The organism is Sphingobium sp. FG58, from assembly GCF_057809055.1.
The window spans coordinates 1-15,312 of sequence record NZ_JBMDJF010000035.1 but is presented as its reverse complement, the minus strand read 5'-3'; the positions used below and the strand labels follow the sequence as shown (position 1 = coordinate 15,312).

At 65.5% G+C, this 15,312-nt stretch carries 17 protein-coding genes; 16 read left to right on the top strand and 1 reads right to left on the bottom strand.

From position 1 onward, the window contains the following. Positions 1-55: 55 nt before the first annotated feature. On the bottom strand, positions 56-874 hold the full coding sequence (locus ACODR8_RS19410; RefSeq protein WP_489008773.1) for a flagellin N-terminal helical domain-containing protein: 819 nt from the start codon (positions 872-874) through the stop codon (positions 56-58). A gap of 334 nt (positions 875-1,208) precedes the next feature. Here ACODR8_RS19410 and ACODR8_RS19405 point away from each other — a divergent pair, with 334 nt between their 5' ends. The 16 genes from ACODR8_RS19405 to flhB all read left to right on the top strand — a co-directional run. Next, complete coding sequence (locus ACODR8_RS19405; protein WP_294137712.1) at positions 1,209-2,468, top strand: sigma 54-interacting transcriptional regulator; 1,260 nt, start codon at positions 1,209-1,211, stop codon at positions 2,466-2,468. Positions 2,469-2,482: 14 nt separating this feature from the next. Continuing rightward, a complete protein-coding gene (gene fliE, locus ACODR8_RS19400) occupies positions 2,483-2,836 on the top strand; it encodes a flagellar hook-basal body complex protein FliE (RefSeq protein WP_489008772.1) in 354 nt (117 codons plus the stop codon). Between the two features lie 3 nt (positions 2,837-2,839). Then, positions 2,840-4,588 carry a flagellar basal-body MS-ring/collar protein FliF gene (fliF, locus tag ACODR8_RS19395; RefSeq protein WP_489008771.1) on the top strand — a complete coding sequence of 583 codons (1,749 nt, stop codon included), beginning with the start codon at positions 2,840-2,842 and terminating at the stop codon, positions 4,586-4,588. Continuing rightward, positions 4,581-5,597 (top strand): flagellar motor switch protein FliG, encoded by a 1,017-nt coding sequence (gene fliG, locus ACODR8_RS19390; RefSeq protein WP_006957285.1) that lies wholly within the window; start codon positions 4,581-4,583, stop codon positions 5,595-5,597. The genes fliF and fliG overlap by 8 nt, the downstream gene beginning before the upstream one ends. Beyond that, positions 5,584-6,231: a FliH/SctL family protein gene (locus ACODR8_RS19385; RefSeq protein WP_489008770.1), complete on the top strand. Its 648-nt coding sequence runs from the start codon at positions 5,584-5,586 to the stop codon at positions 6,229-6,231. The genes fliG and ACODR8_RS19385 overlap by 14 nt, the downstream gene beginning before the upstream one ends. Beyond that, positions 6,228-7,556 (top strand): FliI/YscN family ATPase, encoded by a 1,329-nt coding sequence (locus tag ACODR8_RS19380; RefSeq protein WP_489008769.1) that lies wholly within the window; start codon positions 6,228-6,230, stop codon positions 7,554-7,556. The genes ACODR8_RS19385 and ACODR8_RS19380 overlap by 4 nt, the downstream gene beginning before the upstream one ends. Continuing rightward, positions 7,553-7,978 (top strand): hypothetical protein, encoded by a 426-nt coding sequence (locus ACODR8_RS19375; protein WP_489008768.1) that lies wholly within the window; start codon positions 7,553-7,555, stop codon positions 7,976-7,978. Before ACODR8_RS19380 ends, ACODR8_RS19375 begins: the two co-directional genes overlap by 4 nt. Before the next feature lies 1 nt (position 7,979). Continuing rightward, entirely contained in the window at positions 7,980-10,076 is a 2,097-nt protein-coding gene (locus ACODR8_RS19370; RefSeq protein WP_489008767.1) for a flagellar hook-length control protein FliK, read from the top strand. Positions 10,077-10,103: 27 nt separating this feature from the next. Then, positions 10,104-10,724 (top strand): flagellar basal body-associated FliL family protein, encoded by a 621-nt coding sequence (locus ACODR8_RS19365; RefSeq protein ID WP_489008766.1) that lies wholly within the window; start codon positions 10,104-10,106, stop codon positions 10,722-10,724. Between the two features lie 51 nt (positions 10,725-10,775). Next, the gene (locus tag ACODR8_RS19360; protein ID WP_489008765.1) at positions 10,776-11,660 is read left to right on the top strand and encodes a flagellar motor switch protein FliM; all 885 of its coding nucleotides are present in this window, start codon (positions 10,776-10,778) and stop codon (positions 11,658-11,660) included. Beyond that, on the top strand, positions 11,657-11,992 hold the full coding sequence (gene fliN / locus ACODR8_RS19355; protein ID WP_119749112.1) for a flagellar motor switch protein FliN: 336 nt from the start codon (positions 11,657-11,659) through the stop codon (positions 11,990-11,992). The genes ACODR8_RS19360 and fliN overlap by 4 nt, the downstream gene beginning before the upstream one ends. A gap of 85 nt (positions 11,993-12,077) precedes the next feature. Next, a complete protein-coding gene (locus ACODR8_RS19350) occupies positions 12,078-12,341 on the top strand; it encodes a FliO/MopB family protein (RefSeq protein WP_037490358.1) in 264 nt (87 codons plus the stop codon). Then, positions 12,322-13,254, top strand: coding sequence for a flagellar type III secretion system pore protein FliP (fliP, locus tag ACODR8_RS19345; protein WP_489008764.1), 933 nt, complete (start codon positions 12,322-12,324; stop codon positions 13,252-13,254). The genes ACODR8_RS19350 and fliP overlap by 20 nt, the downstream gene beginning before the upstream one ends. A 134-nt stretch (positions 13,255-13,388) precedes the next feature. Further along, complete coding sequence (fliQ, locus tag ACODR8_RS19340; RefSeq protein WP_017182874.1) at positions 13,389-13,661, top strand: flagellar biosynthesis protein FliQ; 273 nt, start codon at positions 13,389-13,391, stop codon at positions 13,659-13,661. Continuing rightward, a complete protein-coding gene (fliR, locus tag ACODR8_RS19335; protein WP_489008763.1) occupies positions 13,658-14,440 on the top strand; it encodes a flagellar biosynthetic protein FliR in 783 nt (260 codons plus the stop codon). The genes fliQ and fliR overlap by 4 nt, the downstream gene beginning before the upstream one ends. Before the next feature lie 3 nt (positions 14,441-14,443). Beyond that, positions 14,444-15,312 (top strand): flagellar type III secretion system protein FlhB (gene flhB / locus ACODR8_RS19330; protein WP_489008762.1); only part of this gene is annotated, 869 nt, incomplete at its 3' end.

Genomic DNA, 15,312 nt, shown 5'->3' with positions numbered 1-15,312 from the left:
CCCACCAAGCCGCCGCCCGACGTTCCCACCTGAAATCTAATATGCAACTGTAATGTTAGCCGATCAGCTTCAGCACGCCCTGCTGGCTCTGGTTGGCCTGTGCCAGCATCGCGGTCGATGCCTGGCTCAGGATCTGCGACTTGGCGAGGGCGGTCGTTTCGGCCGAGAAGTCGGCGTCCTCGATGCGGCTGCGGGCGTCGGTCAGGTTGGTGACGTTGGCGGTCAGGTTGTTGACCGTCGATTCCAGGCGGTTCTGCGCCGCACCCAGCTTGGCCTGTGCCGTCGATACAGCCGACAGGGCCGTGTCATAGAGCGCCAGGGTTGCTGTCGTGGCGGTGGCGGCGCTGACCGTGGCGGTCGCGGCGCCAACGACGGGCGAAAGGTCGATACCACCCAGCGAGAGCGAGACAGTGTCGTTCGCGGTCGCACCGGCCTGGATCGAAACCGTGGCAGCGGTGGTCGGGAACAGCGAGATGCCGTTGAACTTGGAGTTGGTCATCGTGGTGCTGATCTGGGTGGACAGCTGGTCCAGTTCCGACGTGATGTTCGCCTTGGCGTTGGTGTCGTTGGTGCCGTTCAGCGCCTGAACGGTCAATTCACGCATACGCTGCAGCATGTTGGTGACTTCGCCGAGCGAACCTTCAGCCGTCTGGGCCAGGCTGATGCCGTCGTTGGCGTTGCGGATGCCCTGGGTCATGCCGCGGATCTGCGAGGTCATGGTCGAAGCGATGGCCAGGCCAGCGGCGTCGTCCTTGGCGCTGTTGATGCGCTTGCCGGTCGACAGGCGTTCCATCGCGGTGCTCAGGCCCTTGCTGGCCATCGAGGAAGCGTTGGCGGAGCGCAGAGCGGCGGTGTTGGTTCCGATAACAGTCATGGTGTTTCCCTTTCCGTGTCAATCAGGTCGCTGCCATCCGTTAGAGCGCTTGCGGCCTCGAAAGGGGATAACGGCGGGGGGCGAACGGCTTTTAGGGGCCATGTCGATTTTTATGCATTTTTCGTGTTTTGCCCGTCGCTTAACGGCCCTCTACGCGCGCGTGTTATATATTAAGTGAGGTTGGGCCGTTGCCGCGGCGGAAAATAATTGCCGGTCGGCGGCAAGTCCTACCGGCAATTAACCAATTGCTAACCATGGTGGCGCACATTGGGACCATCGAAGAAGGCCAGGGCGTACGGGGGTACAAGCTGGCCAACCATTTGGGGACCAAGTCATGTCATCGCTCGATATGAGCCGAGGCGTTTGTGCGCTCGTTCCAGGGTTGCAGCATTGGCTGGAAAATGCCCTGTTCGCCGTCCGGGTCGTGGACGCCGCTGCGCCGCGTGAACGCGACAGCCGCCGCGTGCTGCTGGCGACCGAAATCGGCCATGCCACCCATCGCGATATTCTCATCAATCTGATCGACGGCACGCCCTCGCTGGTGGCCGCCGCCAACGGCCTGCCCGCCCGCGTCGCCTTTGGCCTTGAGGATATGGGCTTTGCCTTCGCCCTCATCGCCGAACTGGCCCGCCCCGCCGCCATCCCCGCCGTGGGCGACAGCGCCAGCGCGCGGCTGATGACGCTGGCCGGCCGGGTCGCACGCAGCGAAGCCACCGTCCTCATTCAGGGCGACACCGGCACTGGCAAGGAAGGCATGGCGCGCTTCCTCCACACCCAGTCGGGCCGCACGTCGGGCGACTTCATCGCCGTCAACTGCGCCGCACTGCCTGAAACCATGATGGAAGCGATGCTGTTTGGCCATCGCAAGGGCAGCTTCACCGGCGCTGCCAATGCGTCCGAAGGGCTGTTCCTGGCTGCGGACGGCGGCACGCTCTTCCTCGACGAAATCGCCGAACTGCCGATCGCGCTCCAGGCCAAGCTGCTGCGCGCCTTGCAGGAAGGCGAAGTCCTCCCCGTCGGCGCGACCCATGCCGTGCCAGTCAATGTCCGCGTCATCGCCGCCTGCAACCGCGATCTGGCGGTCGAATGTGCCGCCGGTCGGTTCCGCGAGGATCTCTACTGGCGCCTGAATGTCATGCCGCTCGACCTGCGCCCACTGGCCGAGCGCCCCGGCGACATCGCCGCGATCGCCGCCGCCATGCTGCTGCGCCTGTCGGATATGGGCAAGGACGGCTTCGTCTGGCCGACCGCCGCCGCCCTCGACAAGCTCATCGCCCACGCCTGGCCGGGCAATGCCCGCGAACTGGGCAATGTTCTCCAGCGCGCACTGGTGCTGCGCGATGGGGAACGGATCGACGCGCATGACCTGCATCTGGCGGGCGCGCCCCGGCAGCAGGGTCTGCGCATCGTCTCGCCCGAACCGGCTGAACCGGTCCGCCTGCGCGACGTCGCCCATCACAGCAAATTGGAAGCGATCCGCACCGCGCTGCGCGAAACCGACGGCCACCGCGCCGCCGCCGCGCGCAAGCTCGGCATTTCTGAACGCACGCTGCGCTATCGGCTCGCCGAAATGCGCGAGCTGGCGGCGGCTTGACGGGAGGATAGGGCATGACCGGCATTTCCCCGACAGACAATGTGATGGCGATCCGCAACGCCATCCTGCAAAAAAACGCCGCGCTGCGCGACGTCGCCTCGACCGGAGGATCGGTCGGCGGCGCAAGCGCTACGCCCGGCACCGCGCCCGGTGGATTTACCGAAGCGCTCAACAGCGCCTTGCAACAGGTCAACGGCCTGCAAGGCAAGGCCGGTGAGGCCGCCGCCGCGTTTGAACGGGGCGAAACCACCGACATCGCCGCCGTCATGCTGGCCAAGCAGCAGGCGTCGGTCAGCTTCGAAGCGACCCTTCAGGTCCGCAACAAACTTCTGTCCGCCTACAAGGACATCATGAGCATGCCGGTCTAAACCATGAGCGAGAACGCACTCACCATCGATGGCGGCGCTGCCGCCCGGCCCGCCCTCCCGACGACGGCTTCCTCCGGCTATGGATCGGCCAAGGGGATCGACGCCATCAAGGCGCGGATCACCGGCTTCATGAAACAGCCGGCCGTGGCGAAGAGCCTGCCGCTGCTCGGCCTGTTCGGCGTTCTCGCCGTCGCTGGCCTTGCCTGGATGGCGCTGCGCGAACCGCCGCAGCGTGACCTGTTCCGTGGCCTGCCCGACACCGACAAGTCGGCGGTCGCGCAGATTCTCGACCAGAACGGCATCCCCTATGATTTCGACAATAGCGGCGCGATGACCGTGGGGGAGGGCGATTATTTCAAGGCGAAGATGATGCTCGCCGCGCAGGGCCTGCCCAAGAGCGCACCCGACGGCAACAGCATGATCGACAGCCTGCCCATGGGTGCCAGCCGCGCGGTAGAGGGCGAAAAATTGCGCTCCGCCCGCGAAATGGACCTCGCCCGCACGATCGAGGCGATCGACAGCGTCGAAAGCGCCAAGGTCCACCTCGCCGTCGAGCCGCCCAGCGTATTCCTGCGCGACCGGGCCAAGCCCACCGCGTCGGTCATGCTGCGCCTCGCCAATGGCCGCACGCTTACCGATGCGCAGGTCAGCGCGATCGTCCATCTCGTCGCCTCCTCGGTCGCGGACCTGTCGCCCGACCAGATTTCGCTGGTCGACCAGAATGGCCGCCTGCTCAGCAAGAATGACAGCGACTCCGGTGACGACCGCCAGCTCACGATCCAGAACCGGATCGAGGATCGTTATCGCCAGTCCGTTGTCGCGCTGCTCACCCCGATCCTGGGCGCCAACAATTTTTCCACCGAAGTCCATGCCGAACTCAATTTTGCCGAGCGGCAGGCGACCCGCGAAACCTATCCGCAGGACGAAGCCCGGCTGCGCACCGAACAGGGCACCTGGGCCTCCGACCCGCGTGGTCAGGGCGCTGGCGAAGCATCGGGCATCCCCGGCGCGCTTTCCAATCAGGCACCCGTCAACCCGACCGTGACCCAGACCAATCCCAATGGTCAGGCCGTCCAGCAGGGCCAGACCGCCGCCGCCCAGACCCCCGGCACGCCGCCCAACCCGCTGCTCAAGACCGAAGAAACCTTCAACCGCAGCTTTGAACTGGGCCGTGAAGTGTCCGTGACCAAGGATGCGGTCGGCACCGTCAAGCGCCTGTCGGTCGCCGTCGCGCTGGACAATGCCCCTGATGGCAAGGCGCGCACGCCGCAGGAAATCGCCGCGCTCGAAGCCTTGGTGAAGGGCGCGATCGGCTTCGACCAGGCCCGTGGCGACGTGGTGGCGCTCTCCTCGCGCAGCTTCCTCAAGACGCAAGAGGTAAAGCCCCAATGGTATGAGGCTGAATGGGTCTCGCCGCTGGTCCGCAACGTCTCGGCCCTGGCTGTCGCCCTGCTCGTCATCTTCGGCATCGGTCGCCCGCTGCTCAAGCGCCGCGCCGCAGCGCAGGAGGCGGTCGCCGCCGACACGGCCCAGAACGGCCAGCGCATCGGTCGCGAAATTTCGGGCGAACTCACCAAACAGGCGGTCGAGGCACCCGATCCCAGCCGCCCGATCACGCTCGATATGATCTCCTCCACCTATGACTATGCCCAGCGCGCCGACCTTATTCGCAACTTTGTGAAGCAGGACCCCGACCGCGCTGCCCTGGTCGTCCGCGACCTCCTGAAGGAGGGGAAGAAGGAAAATGCCTGAGATCGTTCCCGGTCGGCCAGAGGCGCTCAAGGGCAGCGCCGCCGCCGCCGTCCTGCTGATGCTGTTCGATGAGGATGAGGCCGCGCAGATCCTGGCGCGTCTGGAACCTGAAGAAGTGCGCCAGCTGGGCTATGCCATGTATGACGTCGCCGATGTTGATCCTGAAGAGGTGAACGAAGCGCTCGACCATTTCGTCAACAAGGCCAAGAAGCGCACCACCATCGGCTATGGCGCGACCCGCCATATTCGCGGCGCGATGACCAAGGCGCTGGGTGAGGAACGGGCCGAAACCATCCTGGCGCGCATCACCCCGCCGACCCGCTCCACCCAGCTGGAAATGCTCAAATGGATGGACGCCAAGGAAATCGCCGCGCTGATCGAGGCGGAGCATCCGCAGATCATGGCGATCGTGTTGGCGCATCTCGAAGCGCCGATCGCCGCCGACGTGCTGCAATTGCTGCCGGTCGAATATCAGGAAGAAATTGTCTATCGCATCGCGACTCTCGGCCCGGTGTCGAACGAGGCGCTGGATGATCTGGAACAGCTGCTGCTGCGCGGCCCGGCCAAGAAGCAGGGCGCAGCATCGCAGCGCGGCGGCACGATCGAGGCCGCCGCGATCATGAACAATGTCCGCAAGGATAATGAACAGCGGATCATGAAGGCGGTGGCCAAGCGCGACAAGATGATCGCCCAGACCATCGAGGAAGAGATGTTCGTGTTCGATAACCTCATCGACATGGATGAGAAGAATCTCGGCACGCTGATGCGCACCGTCGACAGCGCCGTGCTGGTCGTCGCCTTGAAGGGCGTCAACGACCTGCTCAAGGGCAAGATCTTCAGCTGCATGTCCGCCCGCGCGGCGCAATCGATCGCCGACGAGATTGAGGAACGCGGCCCGATCCGCCTTGCCGAAGTGATCGACGCACAGAAACTCATCATCGCCACCGCGCGCCGCATGGCCGACGCCGGCACCATCATGCTGGGTGGCAAGGGGAATGACTTTGTCTAAAATATGGGGCGCAGAGGCAGTGCAGGATGTAGCGCCGGTCTCGATGACGGGCGTGCGTCAGGTGGAAAGCGGCGGCTTCCGCAGCCTCTACACCTCGATCCCCGGCCAGCACACCGCCACGATGCGCCATGGCGTCATCGAAATGGAGGCAGAGGCCGATCCGATGGAGGAGGCGCGGATGGAAGCCTTTACCATGGGTTTCGACGAAGGCTGCCGCATCACCGCCCAGACCCATGCCGACGCGACGCAGGCGCATGACCGCCTGACCCAGGCGCTGGAAATGCTCAGCCCCGCGCCCAGCGGCATGTTGTCCACCATGCTCTCCGCCACCGTCGTCCGTCTGGTCGAACAGATTGTCGGCGAAGTGGAGATCGACATCGAACGGCTGGTGCAGCGCTGCGACACGGTCGCGGCCTTCATCGAAGATAATGAGGGCAAGAGCGCCCTGCATCTCCATCCTGAGGACATCGCCCTGCTGGATGGCGAGACGATCGGCGTCAAGCTGGTCGCGGACAAGGCGATGCACCGCGGCTGCGTGCGGCTCGAAACCGCCGATGGTTGGGTCGAGGATGGCCCGGACGTTCGCCTCGCCCGCCTGCGCGCGCTGATGGACGATATGGAGGGCAAGCCTTGATCCGCGCCGCGCTGGCCCAGGCCGAAACCCTGTTCGATCATCTCCAGGTCCAGAATCGCACGCCCCGCCGGGTTGGCCGTCTGGTCAGCCATGACGCCGGGATGCTCGAAGTCACCGGCTTTCGTCGCCCGATCGGCTCTGGCGCGCGCGTCATGGCCAGCGATGGGTCGATCTGCCGGGCCGAAGTCGTCGGCTTTCGCGGCGACCGCACCCTGCTGGTCCCGCTCGACGCCGACGCACCGCTGGAAAATGGCATCCGGGTCGAACCGGACAGTCAGGCAAACATGGTGCAGGTCGGCGAAGGGCTGATCGGCCGCGTGGTCGATGCCATGGGCCAGCCGCTCGACCGCAAGGGACCGATCATCGCCGGCGGCGTCTGGCCATTGAATGGCGTCAAGGGCAACGTCCTCGACCGGGGCCGGGTCACCGAACCCTTCGACCTTGGCGTCCGCGCCGTCAACGCGCTGCTCACTGCCGGGCGCGGCCAGCGCATCGCCATCATCGCCGGGTCGGGCGTCGGTAAATCCGTGCTGATGGGCCAGATGATCGCCGGGGCCGAAGCCGACATCGTAGTCGTCGGCCTGATCGGCGAACGGGGCCGCGAAGTCAGCGATTTCCTCGAAACCAAACTCAAGCACACGATGCACAAGAGCATCGTCGTTGCCGTGCCAGCCGATCATCCCCCGGTGCTGCGCCTGCGCGCCGCCGCGCGCGCCACCGCGATCGCCGAATATTTCCGCGCCCGTGGCAAGAAGGTGCTGCTGCTGATCGACAGCCTGACCCGCTGCGCCCATGCCCAGCGCGAAATCGGCCTGGCCCTTGGCGAACCGCCCGCGATGAAAGGCTATCCGCCCTCGGCTCTCGCGCTCATCCCCCGGCTGGTCGAACGGGCAGGGGTGGACGCCCGCACCGGCGGTTCGATCACTGCCCTCTACACCGTGCTGGCCGATGGCGACGACACGGACGATCCGATCGTTGACGCCGCCCGCGCCATTGTCGACGGCCATTTCGTCCTGTCGCGCCATCTGTCCGAACAGGCGATCTTCCCCGCTATCGACATCGGCAAATCGCTCTCGCGCGTCATGGCCGACGTCGTACCCGACGAACATCGCATGGCGGCGGCCAATTATCGCCGCCTGTGGGCCGCCTATGAGGAAAATCGCGATCTCATCCTGATGGGCGCCTATCGCCCCGGCAATGATCCGGTGATCGACGAAGCAGTGCAGCGCCGTCAGGAAATTCTCGACTTCATCCGGCAGGACCAGAAAAGCCGTATCGACCTCGACACCAGCGCCGCCGCCCTCGTCGCGAGCTTCGGCGCATGAAGGGGCTCGTCTCCCGCCGTCAGCGCGTTCTGCGCGTGCGCCATGTCCAGCACGCCATGGCCGTCGCCGAAACCGCACGCGCCCGTGACGAGGCTGATGGCCTCGCCCGCAATATCGATCGCCTCAACAAGGTGCGCGGCGAATTGTTTGAGACGGAGGGGGCCGCCACCGGCGCGTCCTTTGCCGCGATGCAGGAACTCGCCACCCGCTTGGAACAGGCCGGGCGACAGTTGGACGGCGCTCTTTATGATGCCCGGCGCAAGGTGGAGGCCAAAGAAGGCATGACTCTTGCAGCGAACCGCGAGAAGGAAATCGCCACCCGCCTCAAGGACCGCGCCCGCGCGACCCTGGAGGAATGGCGCGAAAACAAGCTGGCAGCGCTGCCGCGCTATCGCCGGATGCAGCGGAACGGGGAAGTCTGACATGAATATGATCGCCAGCCTCAAGGCGCTACTCTTCGCCACCACGCCACTCGGCACCGGCAAGGATGCGCCCGCCGCTACACCCGATGGCGCACCCGACTTCTCCGCGATGATGAACGCCGCCACCGTTGCGCCGGTCGCGATGCCGGTCACGCCAACCGTGGCGCCTGCCGTCGCGAGTGAAGAACAAGGTAATGGCGCGATGCCCTTGGCGATGCCCGTTGCCGCGCCCGAGCTAAGCGACAATGCGCCTCTGCCGGATGCGCCCGTCCCGACGGACGGCGAAGCCCTGCCACTCCCGACCACAGCGCCGACCTTCACGCCGACCCAAAGCGCCCCGATCGCCGCCGCGCCGAAGCCGCTCACGCAAAGCCCGCTGCCCATCACGCCGCCCCCGGCCCAGCCTGCGGTAGAGCCAGCAGAGGAGGCCGAACCGGCCCGGAACGCTGAACAGCCCCAGCCGATAACGCAGCGCTCCGATAACCCGCCAACGGCCATTGGTTCGGTAGCGGAGCTTCTCGCCGCATCGCACCTCACCCCCGCTGATATCGCAGCCGCACCCGCGCAGGACGAGCCAACCACTCCGGCCGCTGATAGCGCTGCCCAGCCTTTCCCGCCGACCATGACCGATGCCGCGCCGCCGTCATTCCCGGCCTTGCCGGTGGAGAGCGATCCCACGCCCGGCAAACCGGCGACCAAGGCGCAACATCATGCAATCCCGGCCCAGGTCGCGCCATCGCCGGTCGCACCCGCCGCGCCATCCGACACGGCCCCCGTGACGGACCCGGAGCCTGCGTCGCCCGACGCCGAACCGGAACGTCCCGAACAGTCCGCCATCGCTCCCCCGCCGCCCGCAATGGTGATGACGCCGCCTGCCGCGCTGCCGCCTGCCGCCCCCGAAGAGCAATCCCCCGACGCACCGCGCGTTGCATCCCCCGCTACGGTGCAGACAGTTGCCGTGCCGGTGGCACCAGGCCAACCTGCCGCCACAGTCCAGCAATCCTTTGCAAAAGCAGACTTGAACCAGGCCGCGCCGCCGATCGCACAACCCATTGATATCACCGCCGCGCCAGCACCGGTCGTCAGCTCCATTCCGACACAGGCTGCGCCTGTCGCTGCGGAAGCGGCTGACCTCCAGCTTGCGCCAGCCACGGTCGCACCCGCCCCAGCGCAGGCTGCTCCGGTCGCGCCCGCGTCCCAGCCGCTCGGCACCCCGGCGATCGCGACGCCTGCCGCACCGATCGCGCAGCCAGCCCAGCCCGAAGCCGCGCCGGATCCAGCGCCGATCGCAACACCCGTCACTATGTCCAGCTCAGTGTCGGCCAAGGCGGAAGCCCTGTCGCTGCTCCAGTTCGCGCGCCAGCACATGACGCGGCATCCCGCAGCCGCGCCTGTGGCTGAAAGCGGCATAGCCCCCACCGAGGCCGCCCTTGCCCCGACAACGGACGCGCTTCCAAAGGCCGCTGAACCGGCCGCCCCCGCGCCCGTCACGCCAACGCTGACGACCCAAACCGCCGCCTCCGCGCTCCCCACCGTCAATCTCTCCGCCACCCTCGGCGCGCAGGTCGTCGATATGGGCGTGTCGGGCCAGTGGATTGACGGGCTGGCCCGCGACATTGCGGGCCTGTCCGCCAATGGCGCGCAGGGCCGCTTCCAGATCAGCAGCGACCAGCTCGGCCCGATCGACGTTAATATCCGCCAGGGCGTCGATGGCGCTACGGTCAGCCTGACCGTGTCCAGCGACATGGCCGAAGCCGCCCTGCGCCAGGATAGCGACCGGCTGCGCCTCGACGCGGGCCTGTCGGCGGGCCGCATCAGCGAGGTTAAGATCGAACGCGCCCCGCAGTCGAGCGACGCTGGCCGCTCCGATCAGTCGCCTCAGCAACAGTCCGGCCAGCAGCAATCGGGCCAGCAAAACGGCCAGTCCGCCAACTGGCAGGGCGCGGGGCAGGGCATGGGCCAGTCGCAGCAGCAGGGCCGCTGGCAGCCCCGCGAAAATATCGCACTCGCCCATAAAGCGGGCGACGATCCGGCCGTTCTTAACCATGAGCAGACTGGCGACACCGCCAGCCAAGCCATCCGCGCGCGCTATGCGTGACCAGCGCTATCCTGGGGGATATGAACGATGAGCGACGAGCCGAAGGCCAAGAAGAAAAAGGGCGGGGGCATGAAAATGATCCTGCTGATCGTCATCGCCATGGTGGTTGGCGGCGCAGGCGCGGCCGGCGGTCTCTATGCCGCCGGTTTCTTCAGCCCCAAGGATGAAGGGCCAAAGGAAGATCCCAACAAGCCCGTGCTGGTGCTGGCCGGCGAAAGCGCCGAGGAGATCGCCAAGGCCCATGCCGTCCCGCATGGCGAAGGCGCAGCAGCGGGGCATGGCGCGCATGGCAAGGGCATAGACCTGCCCGCCCCCGCCAACCCGGCCGCCTATCAGGCAAGCTATTTCCAGCTTCAGACCCCCTTCACGTCGAACATGTCCGACACGGATGCCTTCGCCCAGATTTCTATCGCGGTATCGACCTATTATGACCTGCGCGTCATCGACGCGATCAAGACGCACGAGATGGCGATCCGCAGCCAGGTGCTGATGATGCTCGCCCAGCAGCCGGAAGAGACCTTGTCCACCCCGCAGGGCAAACAGATGCTCCAAAGCAAGATCAAGGGCATTATTAACGATATATTGAAGCAAAAAACGGGTTATGGCGGCGTTGATAACGTTTATTTTACCAATTTCGTTATTCAATAGGCCTGTCTGAAAGGTCGGGAAATCCCCTGACTCGAAGGGCAGGGGACCAAGATGGACGACGTTCAGACCTACGCCTTCGGGCGGGGGGAATCGCAGGCACCAATGATGCTGTCCGGGCTGGACCGGCTGGGCGAAAAGCTTGGCCGACGCATCCGTGCCTTGGTGGAGCCGATCTGCGGCGTGCGCCCGCAGGTGGAAGCGCAGGATGCGCAACTGTTTGACTTTGCCGCCTGGTCGGCACAGGTGCCTGCCTTCACCAGCATTTCCATCTATCGCATGTCGCCGCTCAAGGGCCAGGTGCTGCTGCGCATGGACGCGGCGATGATTTCCACCCTGGTCGACTGTTTCTATGGCGGCATCGGCAATCGCCCCTTGCCCCCGCGCGGCGAATTTACGCCGACCGAGGACCGGCTGATCGCCCGCCTGTCGGAATCCCTCCTCGCCCGCCTGGTCGAAACCTGGGCCGACATATTGCCGCTGGAACCGGCGCTGATCATGCGCGAAACCGGGGTCGGCTTTGCCGCCTCCGCCCAGCCGGGCGACCAGATGGTGGTCCAGCGCTTCATGATCAGCATCACCCGCGATCAGCTCTGGCCGGTCGATCTCGTCTTTCCGCTCGCCGCCTTGCGCGCCGTCGAGCCGCTGATGGGCACCAAGCTGCCCGCCGACGATGAACAGAGCGACCCCGTCTGGCAGGCGCGCATCGCCCGCCGGATGCGCGACATCCGCCTGCCCGCCCGCACCGTGCTGGCCCGTCCCAACCTCTCGCTGGCCGAGCTGATGCAGCTCAAGGTCGGCGACGTCATTCCCGTGACCATCGGCCGCAGCCTGCCGCTGATCGTGGGCAACCGCATCGTCGCGCGCGGCAGCATCGGCGAACAGGATGGCCGCGCCGCCTTCCAGATTGAAAAAATTGTACAAGGACCCGACCAATGAGTGACATGAGCGAAGCCCCCCGCATGGAGCGTGGAGAAGATCCGGTCGGGCGGATGACTAACAACCACCAGTTCAAGCTGCTGGCCGACATTCCCGTGCGCATGTCGGTGGAGGTCGGATCGACCTCGCTGCGCCTGGCCGAAGTCATGGACCTGGCCGAAGGCTCCATCGTCGAGCTGGACCGGCAGGCCGACGATCTGCTCGACATCATGGTCAATGGCGCGCTGATCGCCAAGGGTGAGGTGGTGACCGTCAATGGCCGCTATGGCATCCGCATCATCGACATCGCCGCGACCGAAAACCGGCTGGCGGGGATCGAACGGCGCGGTTGATCGCACGCATCGGATTTTACGCTTGCCTTGACGGTCGAAACTGCGGAACGCAGGGCATTAACCATAATCTGCGGGCGGCTTCATGATGGTCTGGTATTTCGTCAAATTGCTGATCCTCCTGCCGCTGGTCGGCGGCATGGCCTTTGGCGCGCTGTGGCTGTGGCGCAAATATCAGCCCGGCATGATCGGCGCGCAGGGCGATCGCTCGCTCAAACTGCTCGAAGCCCTGCCGATGGGCGCGTTCGGCAAACTCGCTGTTGTGGAATTTGAGGGCAAGAAGATCCTCCTCTCGGTCACCCGCGGCCGCATCGAAAAAATCGCGGAAGGCGATGCCGTCCGTGTTCGCTGACTTGCTCCCGCTACCTGATAACCGTCACCCCGGCGAAGGCCGGGGTCCAGGGCGTCGGCGCGCAGCTTGTGCCACCCTGGATTCCGGCCTGCGCCGGAATGACGGGATTTGCGGAGCGCAAGCACAGCGTATCGGGATCAGAATTGCGCTAGCGCTGACCGCCGCCTTTTTGGTCATCCTGCTCCTCTCCACCCCCGCCTTCGCCCAGGCCGCACCCGCCGCGCCGGTTGACAATGGCGGCGCGCTGAGCCGGGCGATGGGCCAGATTTCGGGCGACGGCCGCTCGCTGTCGCTCAGCCTGCAAATCCTGATCCTCATGAGCCTGCTGACGGTGCTGCCGTCGCTCATCCTCATGATGACCAGCTTCACCCGCATCATCATCGTCCTGTCGCTGCTGCGGCAGGCGCTGGGCCTGCAACAGACCCCGCCCAATCAGGTGCTGCTGGGCCTCTCGCTGTTCCTCTCGCTCTTCGTGATGCGGCCCGCCATTGACGAGATCAACAAGCTGGCTTTCGATCCCTATGGCAAGGGTCAGATCACGATCGAGGAAGCGGTCGGCCGGTCGGGCAAGGTGCTGCACGGCTTCATGGCCAAGCAGACCCGCGAAAGCGATCTCAAGCTGTTCGCGGGTCTCGCCGAAGCCCCGCCCTTCCGCACGTCCGCCGACATACCCTTCACCATCCTGCTGCCCGCCTTCGTCACCAGCGAACTCAAGACCGCCTTCCAGATCGGTTTCATGATCTTCCTCCCCTTCCTTATCATCGACCTTGTCGTCGCCTCGACGCTGATGGCACTGGGCATGATGATGCTGTCCCCCACCATCATCTCCATGCCGTTCAAGCTGTTGCTGTTCGTGCTGGTCGATGGCTGGGCGCTGACCATGGGGAGCTTGGCGGGGTCGTTCGCGACATGAGCCGCGCCAATATCCAACCCCCGTTCGGGCTGAGCTTGTCGAAGCCTTCAGCCGAGCGGAGCGAGGCGAGGCCCGCGCCTTCGCTGCGCTCAGGCATACCCTTCGACTTCGCTCAGGGCGAACGGAAGTAGGGCATGGAAAACGCCGATTTCTTCATGGGCCTGGCCCAGCAGGCGCTCTGGATCACGGCGCTGGCTGCCGCGCCCATATTGCTGCCCGCACTGGTCGCGGGCCTTGTCATCGGCATGGTGCAGGCCGCGACCTCGATCAACGAACAGACATTGAGCTTCATTCCCAAGATCATCGTCGTGGGAGGGATGCTGGCCCTGTTCGGCGGATCGATCATGGTGCTGATCGCTGATTTCACCCGCGAGATTTTCGAGCGGATACCGGACCTGCTGCAATGATCGCACCGGGCTTTGCCGGGGTAGAGGCCCAATTATGGGTCTGGCTGATCGCCATGATCCGCCCCGGCGCGGCCTTCATTGCGGCCCCCGTGTTCGGCGCACCCGCCGTACCGCTGCAACTGCGCCTGATCCTCAGCCTCGCGCTGGGTCTGGCCGCGCTCAACACCGTCACCATCACCCTGCCGCCCGATGGCATCGCCAGTTTTGAAGGCGTGATGATGGTCGCGGGCGAAGTGCTGGCAGGCCTCGCCATGGGCTTTGCAGTGCAGATCGGTTACGCCGCCGCCTTCGTCGCGGGGGAAACGATCGGTAACGCCATGGGCCTCAATTTCGCGGCGATGGTCGACCCGTCGTCGGGGCAGGGGACGCAGGTGGTGGGGCAATTCCTCTCCATCCTCGCCACCTTCCTGCTGCTCGGCATGGACGGCCATCTGCTGCTCGCGGGGTTCGTCGTCAAAAGCTATCAGGCGCTCCCTCCCGGCGCGGCGATGCTGTCCAACGATACGGTCTGGCATCTGGTCGAATTTGGCGGCGCGCTGCTCGGCGCGGGCGTCACCGTCGCGCTCCCGGTCGGCTTCGCGCTGGTGCTGGTGCAGATCGTCATGGGGATGCTGGCCCGCGCCGCGCCTTCGCTCAACCTGTTCGCGGTTGGTATGCCGATGGCGATGATGGCAGGCCTAGTCCTGCTGGCGATTGCCGCGCCGATCATGGGCGAAGGGCTGACCGTCGCGCTCAAGGCCGGTCTCGACCACGCCCAGTCGATCGCGGAAGGGCGCTAGAGCATGGCGGACAGTCCCGGCGGCGGCGAAAAGACCGAAAAACCGACACAAAAGAAATTGCAGGATGCCGCCAAGAAGGGCGACATTCTCCAGTCGCGTGAACTAGGCACCGCGCTGGTGGTGATGGCGGGCATCGGCTGGCTGGCGGTGGCCGGGCCGTCGATGATCGATGCCTTGTCGGATATGCTGACCCAGGCGTTGCGCTTCCGGCGGGACGATATCGTCGATTTTTCTCCGGCCGAACGCGGGATGGACCTGCTGACCGGCATCGCCCTGCCGGTGGCCGGTGTGCTGCTGGCGACCTTCCTCGCCGCCATCGCCGCACCCGCCCTGCTGGGGTCGCTTGGGTTCCGCCCCGGCGCCTTCGCGCCCAAGGTGTCGAAGATGAACCCCGGCGCGGGTCTCAAAAAAATGTTCGGCATCCAGGGTCTGATCGAGCTGCTCAAATCGATCGCCAAGGTCGGCCTGCTGGGCAGCATCGGCGTGTGGATGATCTGGGACCGGCTGACCGCGATCATTGGCCTTGGCAAGCAGGGCATTGCGCCTGCCATGGCGGACCTTGGCAATATGTTCATTCTGACCTGTCTGGTGATGGCGGGCGGCCTGTTCCTGATCGCGGGCATCGACGTGCCTGCCCAGATCATGCAGCGCGCCAAGCGGCTCGGCATGTCCAAGCAGGAAATCAAGGACGAGCATAAGGAAAGCGAAGGCTCGCCCGAACTCAAAGGCCAAATTCGTCGCCGTCAGTTTGAAATGCTCAATGGCTCCACCCGGCAGGCCGTGGCCGAAGCCAGCGTCATCATCACCAACCCGACCCATTTCGCCGTCGCTCTACGCTACAAGCCCGGCGTCGATGCCGCGCCGGTCGTGGT

Excerpts from the sequence above, each read along its gene's own strand:
- ACODR8_RS19410 (WP_489008773.1), bottom strand. The coding sequence starts at position 874 with ATGACTGTTATCGGAACCAACACCGCCGCTCTGCGCTCCGCCAACGCT.
- ACODR8_RS19405 (WP_294137712.1), top strand. The coding sequence starts at position 1,209 with ATGTCATCGCTCGATATGAGCCGAGGCGTTTGTGCGCTCGTTCCAGGG.
- fliE (WP_489008772.1), top strand. The coding sequence starts at position 2,483 with ATGACCGGCATTTCCCCGACAGACAATGTGATGGCGATCCGCAACGCC.
- fliF (WP_489008771.1), top strand. The coding sequence starts at position 2,840 with ATGAGCGAGAACGCACTCACCATCGATGGCGGCGCTGCCGCCCGGCCC.
- fliG (WP_006957285.1), top strand. The coding sequence starts at position 4,581 with ATGCCTGAGATCGTTCCCGGTCGGCCAGAGGCGCTCAAGGGCAGCGCC.
- ACODR8_RS19385 (WP_489008770.1), top strand. The coding sequence starts at position 5,584 with ATGACTTTGTCTAAAATATGGGGCGCAGAGGCAGTGCAGGATGTAGCG.
- ACODR8_RS19375 (WP_489008768.1), top strand. The coding sequence starts at position 7,553 with ATGAAGGGGCTCGTCTCCCGCCGTCAGCGCGTTCTGCGCGTGCGCCAT.
- ACODR8_RS19370 (WP_489008767.1), top strand. The coding sequence starts at position 7,980 with ATGAATATGATCGCCAGCCTCAAGGCGCTACTCTTCGCCACCACGCCA.
- ACODR8_RS19365 (WP_489008766.1), top strand. The coding sequence starts at position 10,104 with ATGAGCGACGAGCCGAAGGCCAAGAAGAAAAAGGGCGGGGGCATGAAA.
- ACODR8_RS19360 (WP_489008765.1), top strand. The coding sequence starts at position 10,776 with ATGGACGACGTTCAGACCTACGCCTTCGGGCGGGGGGAATCGCAGGCA.
- fliN (WP_119749112.1), top strand. The coding sequence starts at position 11,657 with ATGAGTGACATGAGCGAAGCCCCCCGCATGGAGCGTGGAGAAGATCCG.
- ACODR8_RS19350 (WP_037490358.1), top strand. The coding sequence starts at position 12,078 with ATGGTCTGGTATTTCGTCAAATTGCTGATCCTCCTGCCGCTGGTCGGC.
- fliP (WP_489008764.1), top strand. The coding sequence starts at position 12,322 with ATGCCGTCCGTGTTCGCTGACTTGCTCCCGCTACCTGATAACCGTCAC.
- fliQ (WP_017182874.1), top strand. The coding sequence starts at position 13,389 with ATGGAAAACGCCGATTTCTTCATGGGCCTGGCCCAGCAGGCGCTCTGG.
- fliR (WP_489008763.1), top strand. The coding sequence starts at position 13,658 with ATGATCGCACCGGGCTTTGCCGGGGTAGAGGCCCAATTATGGGTCTGG.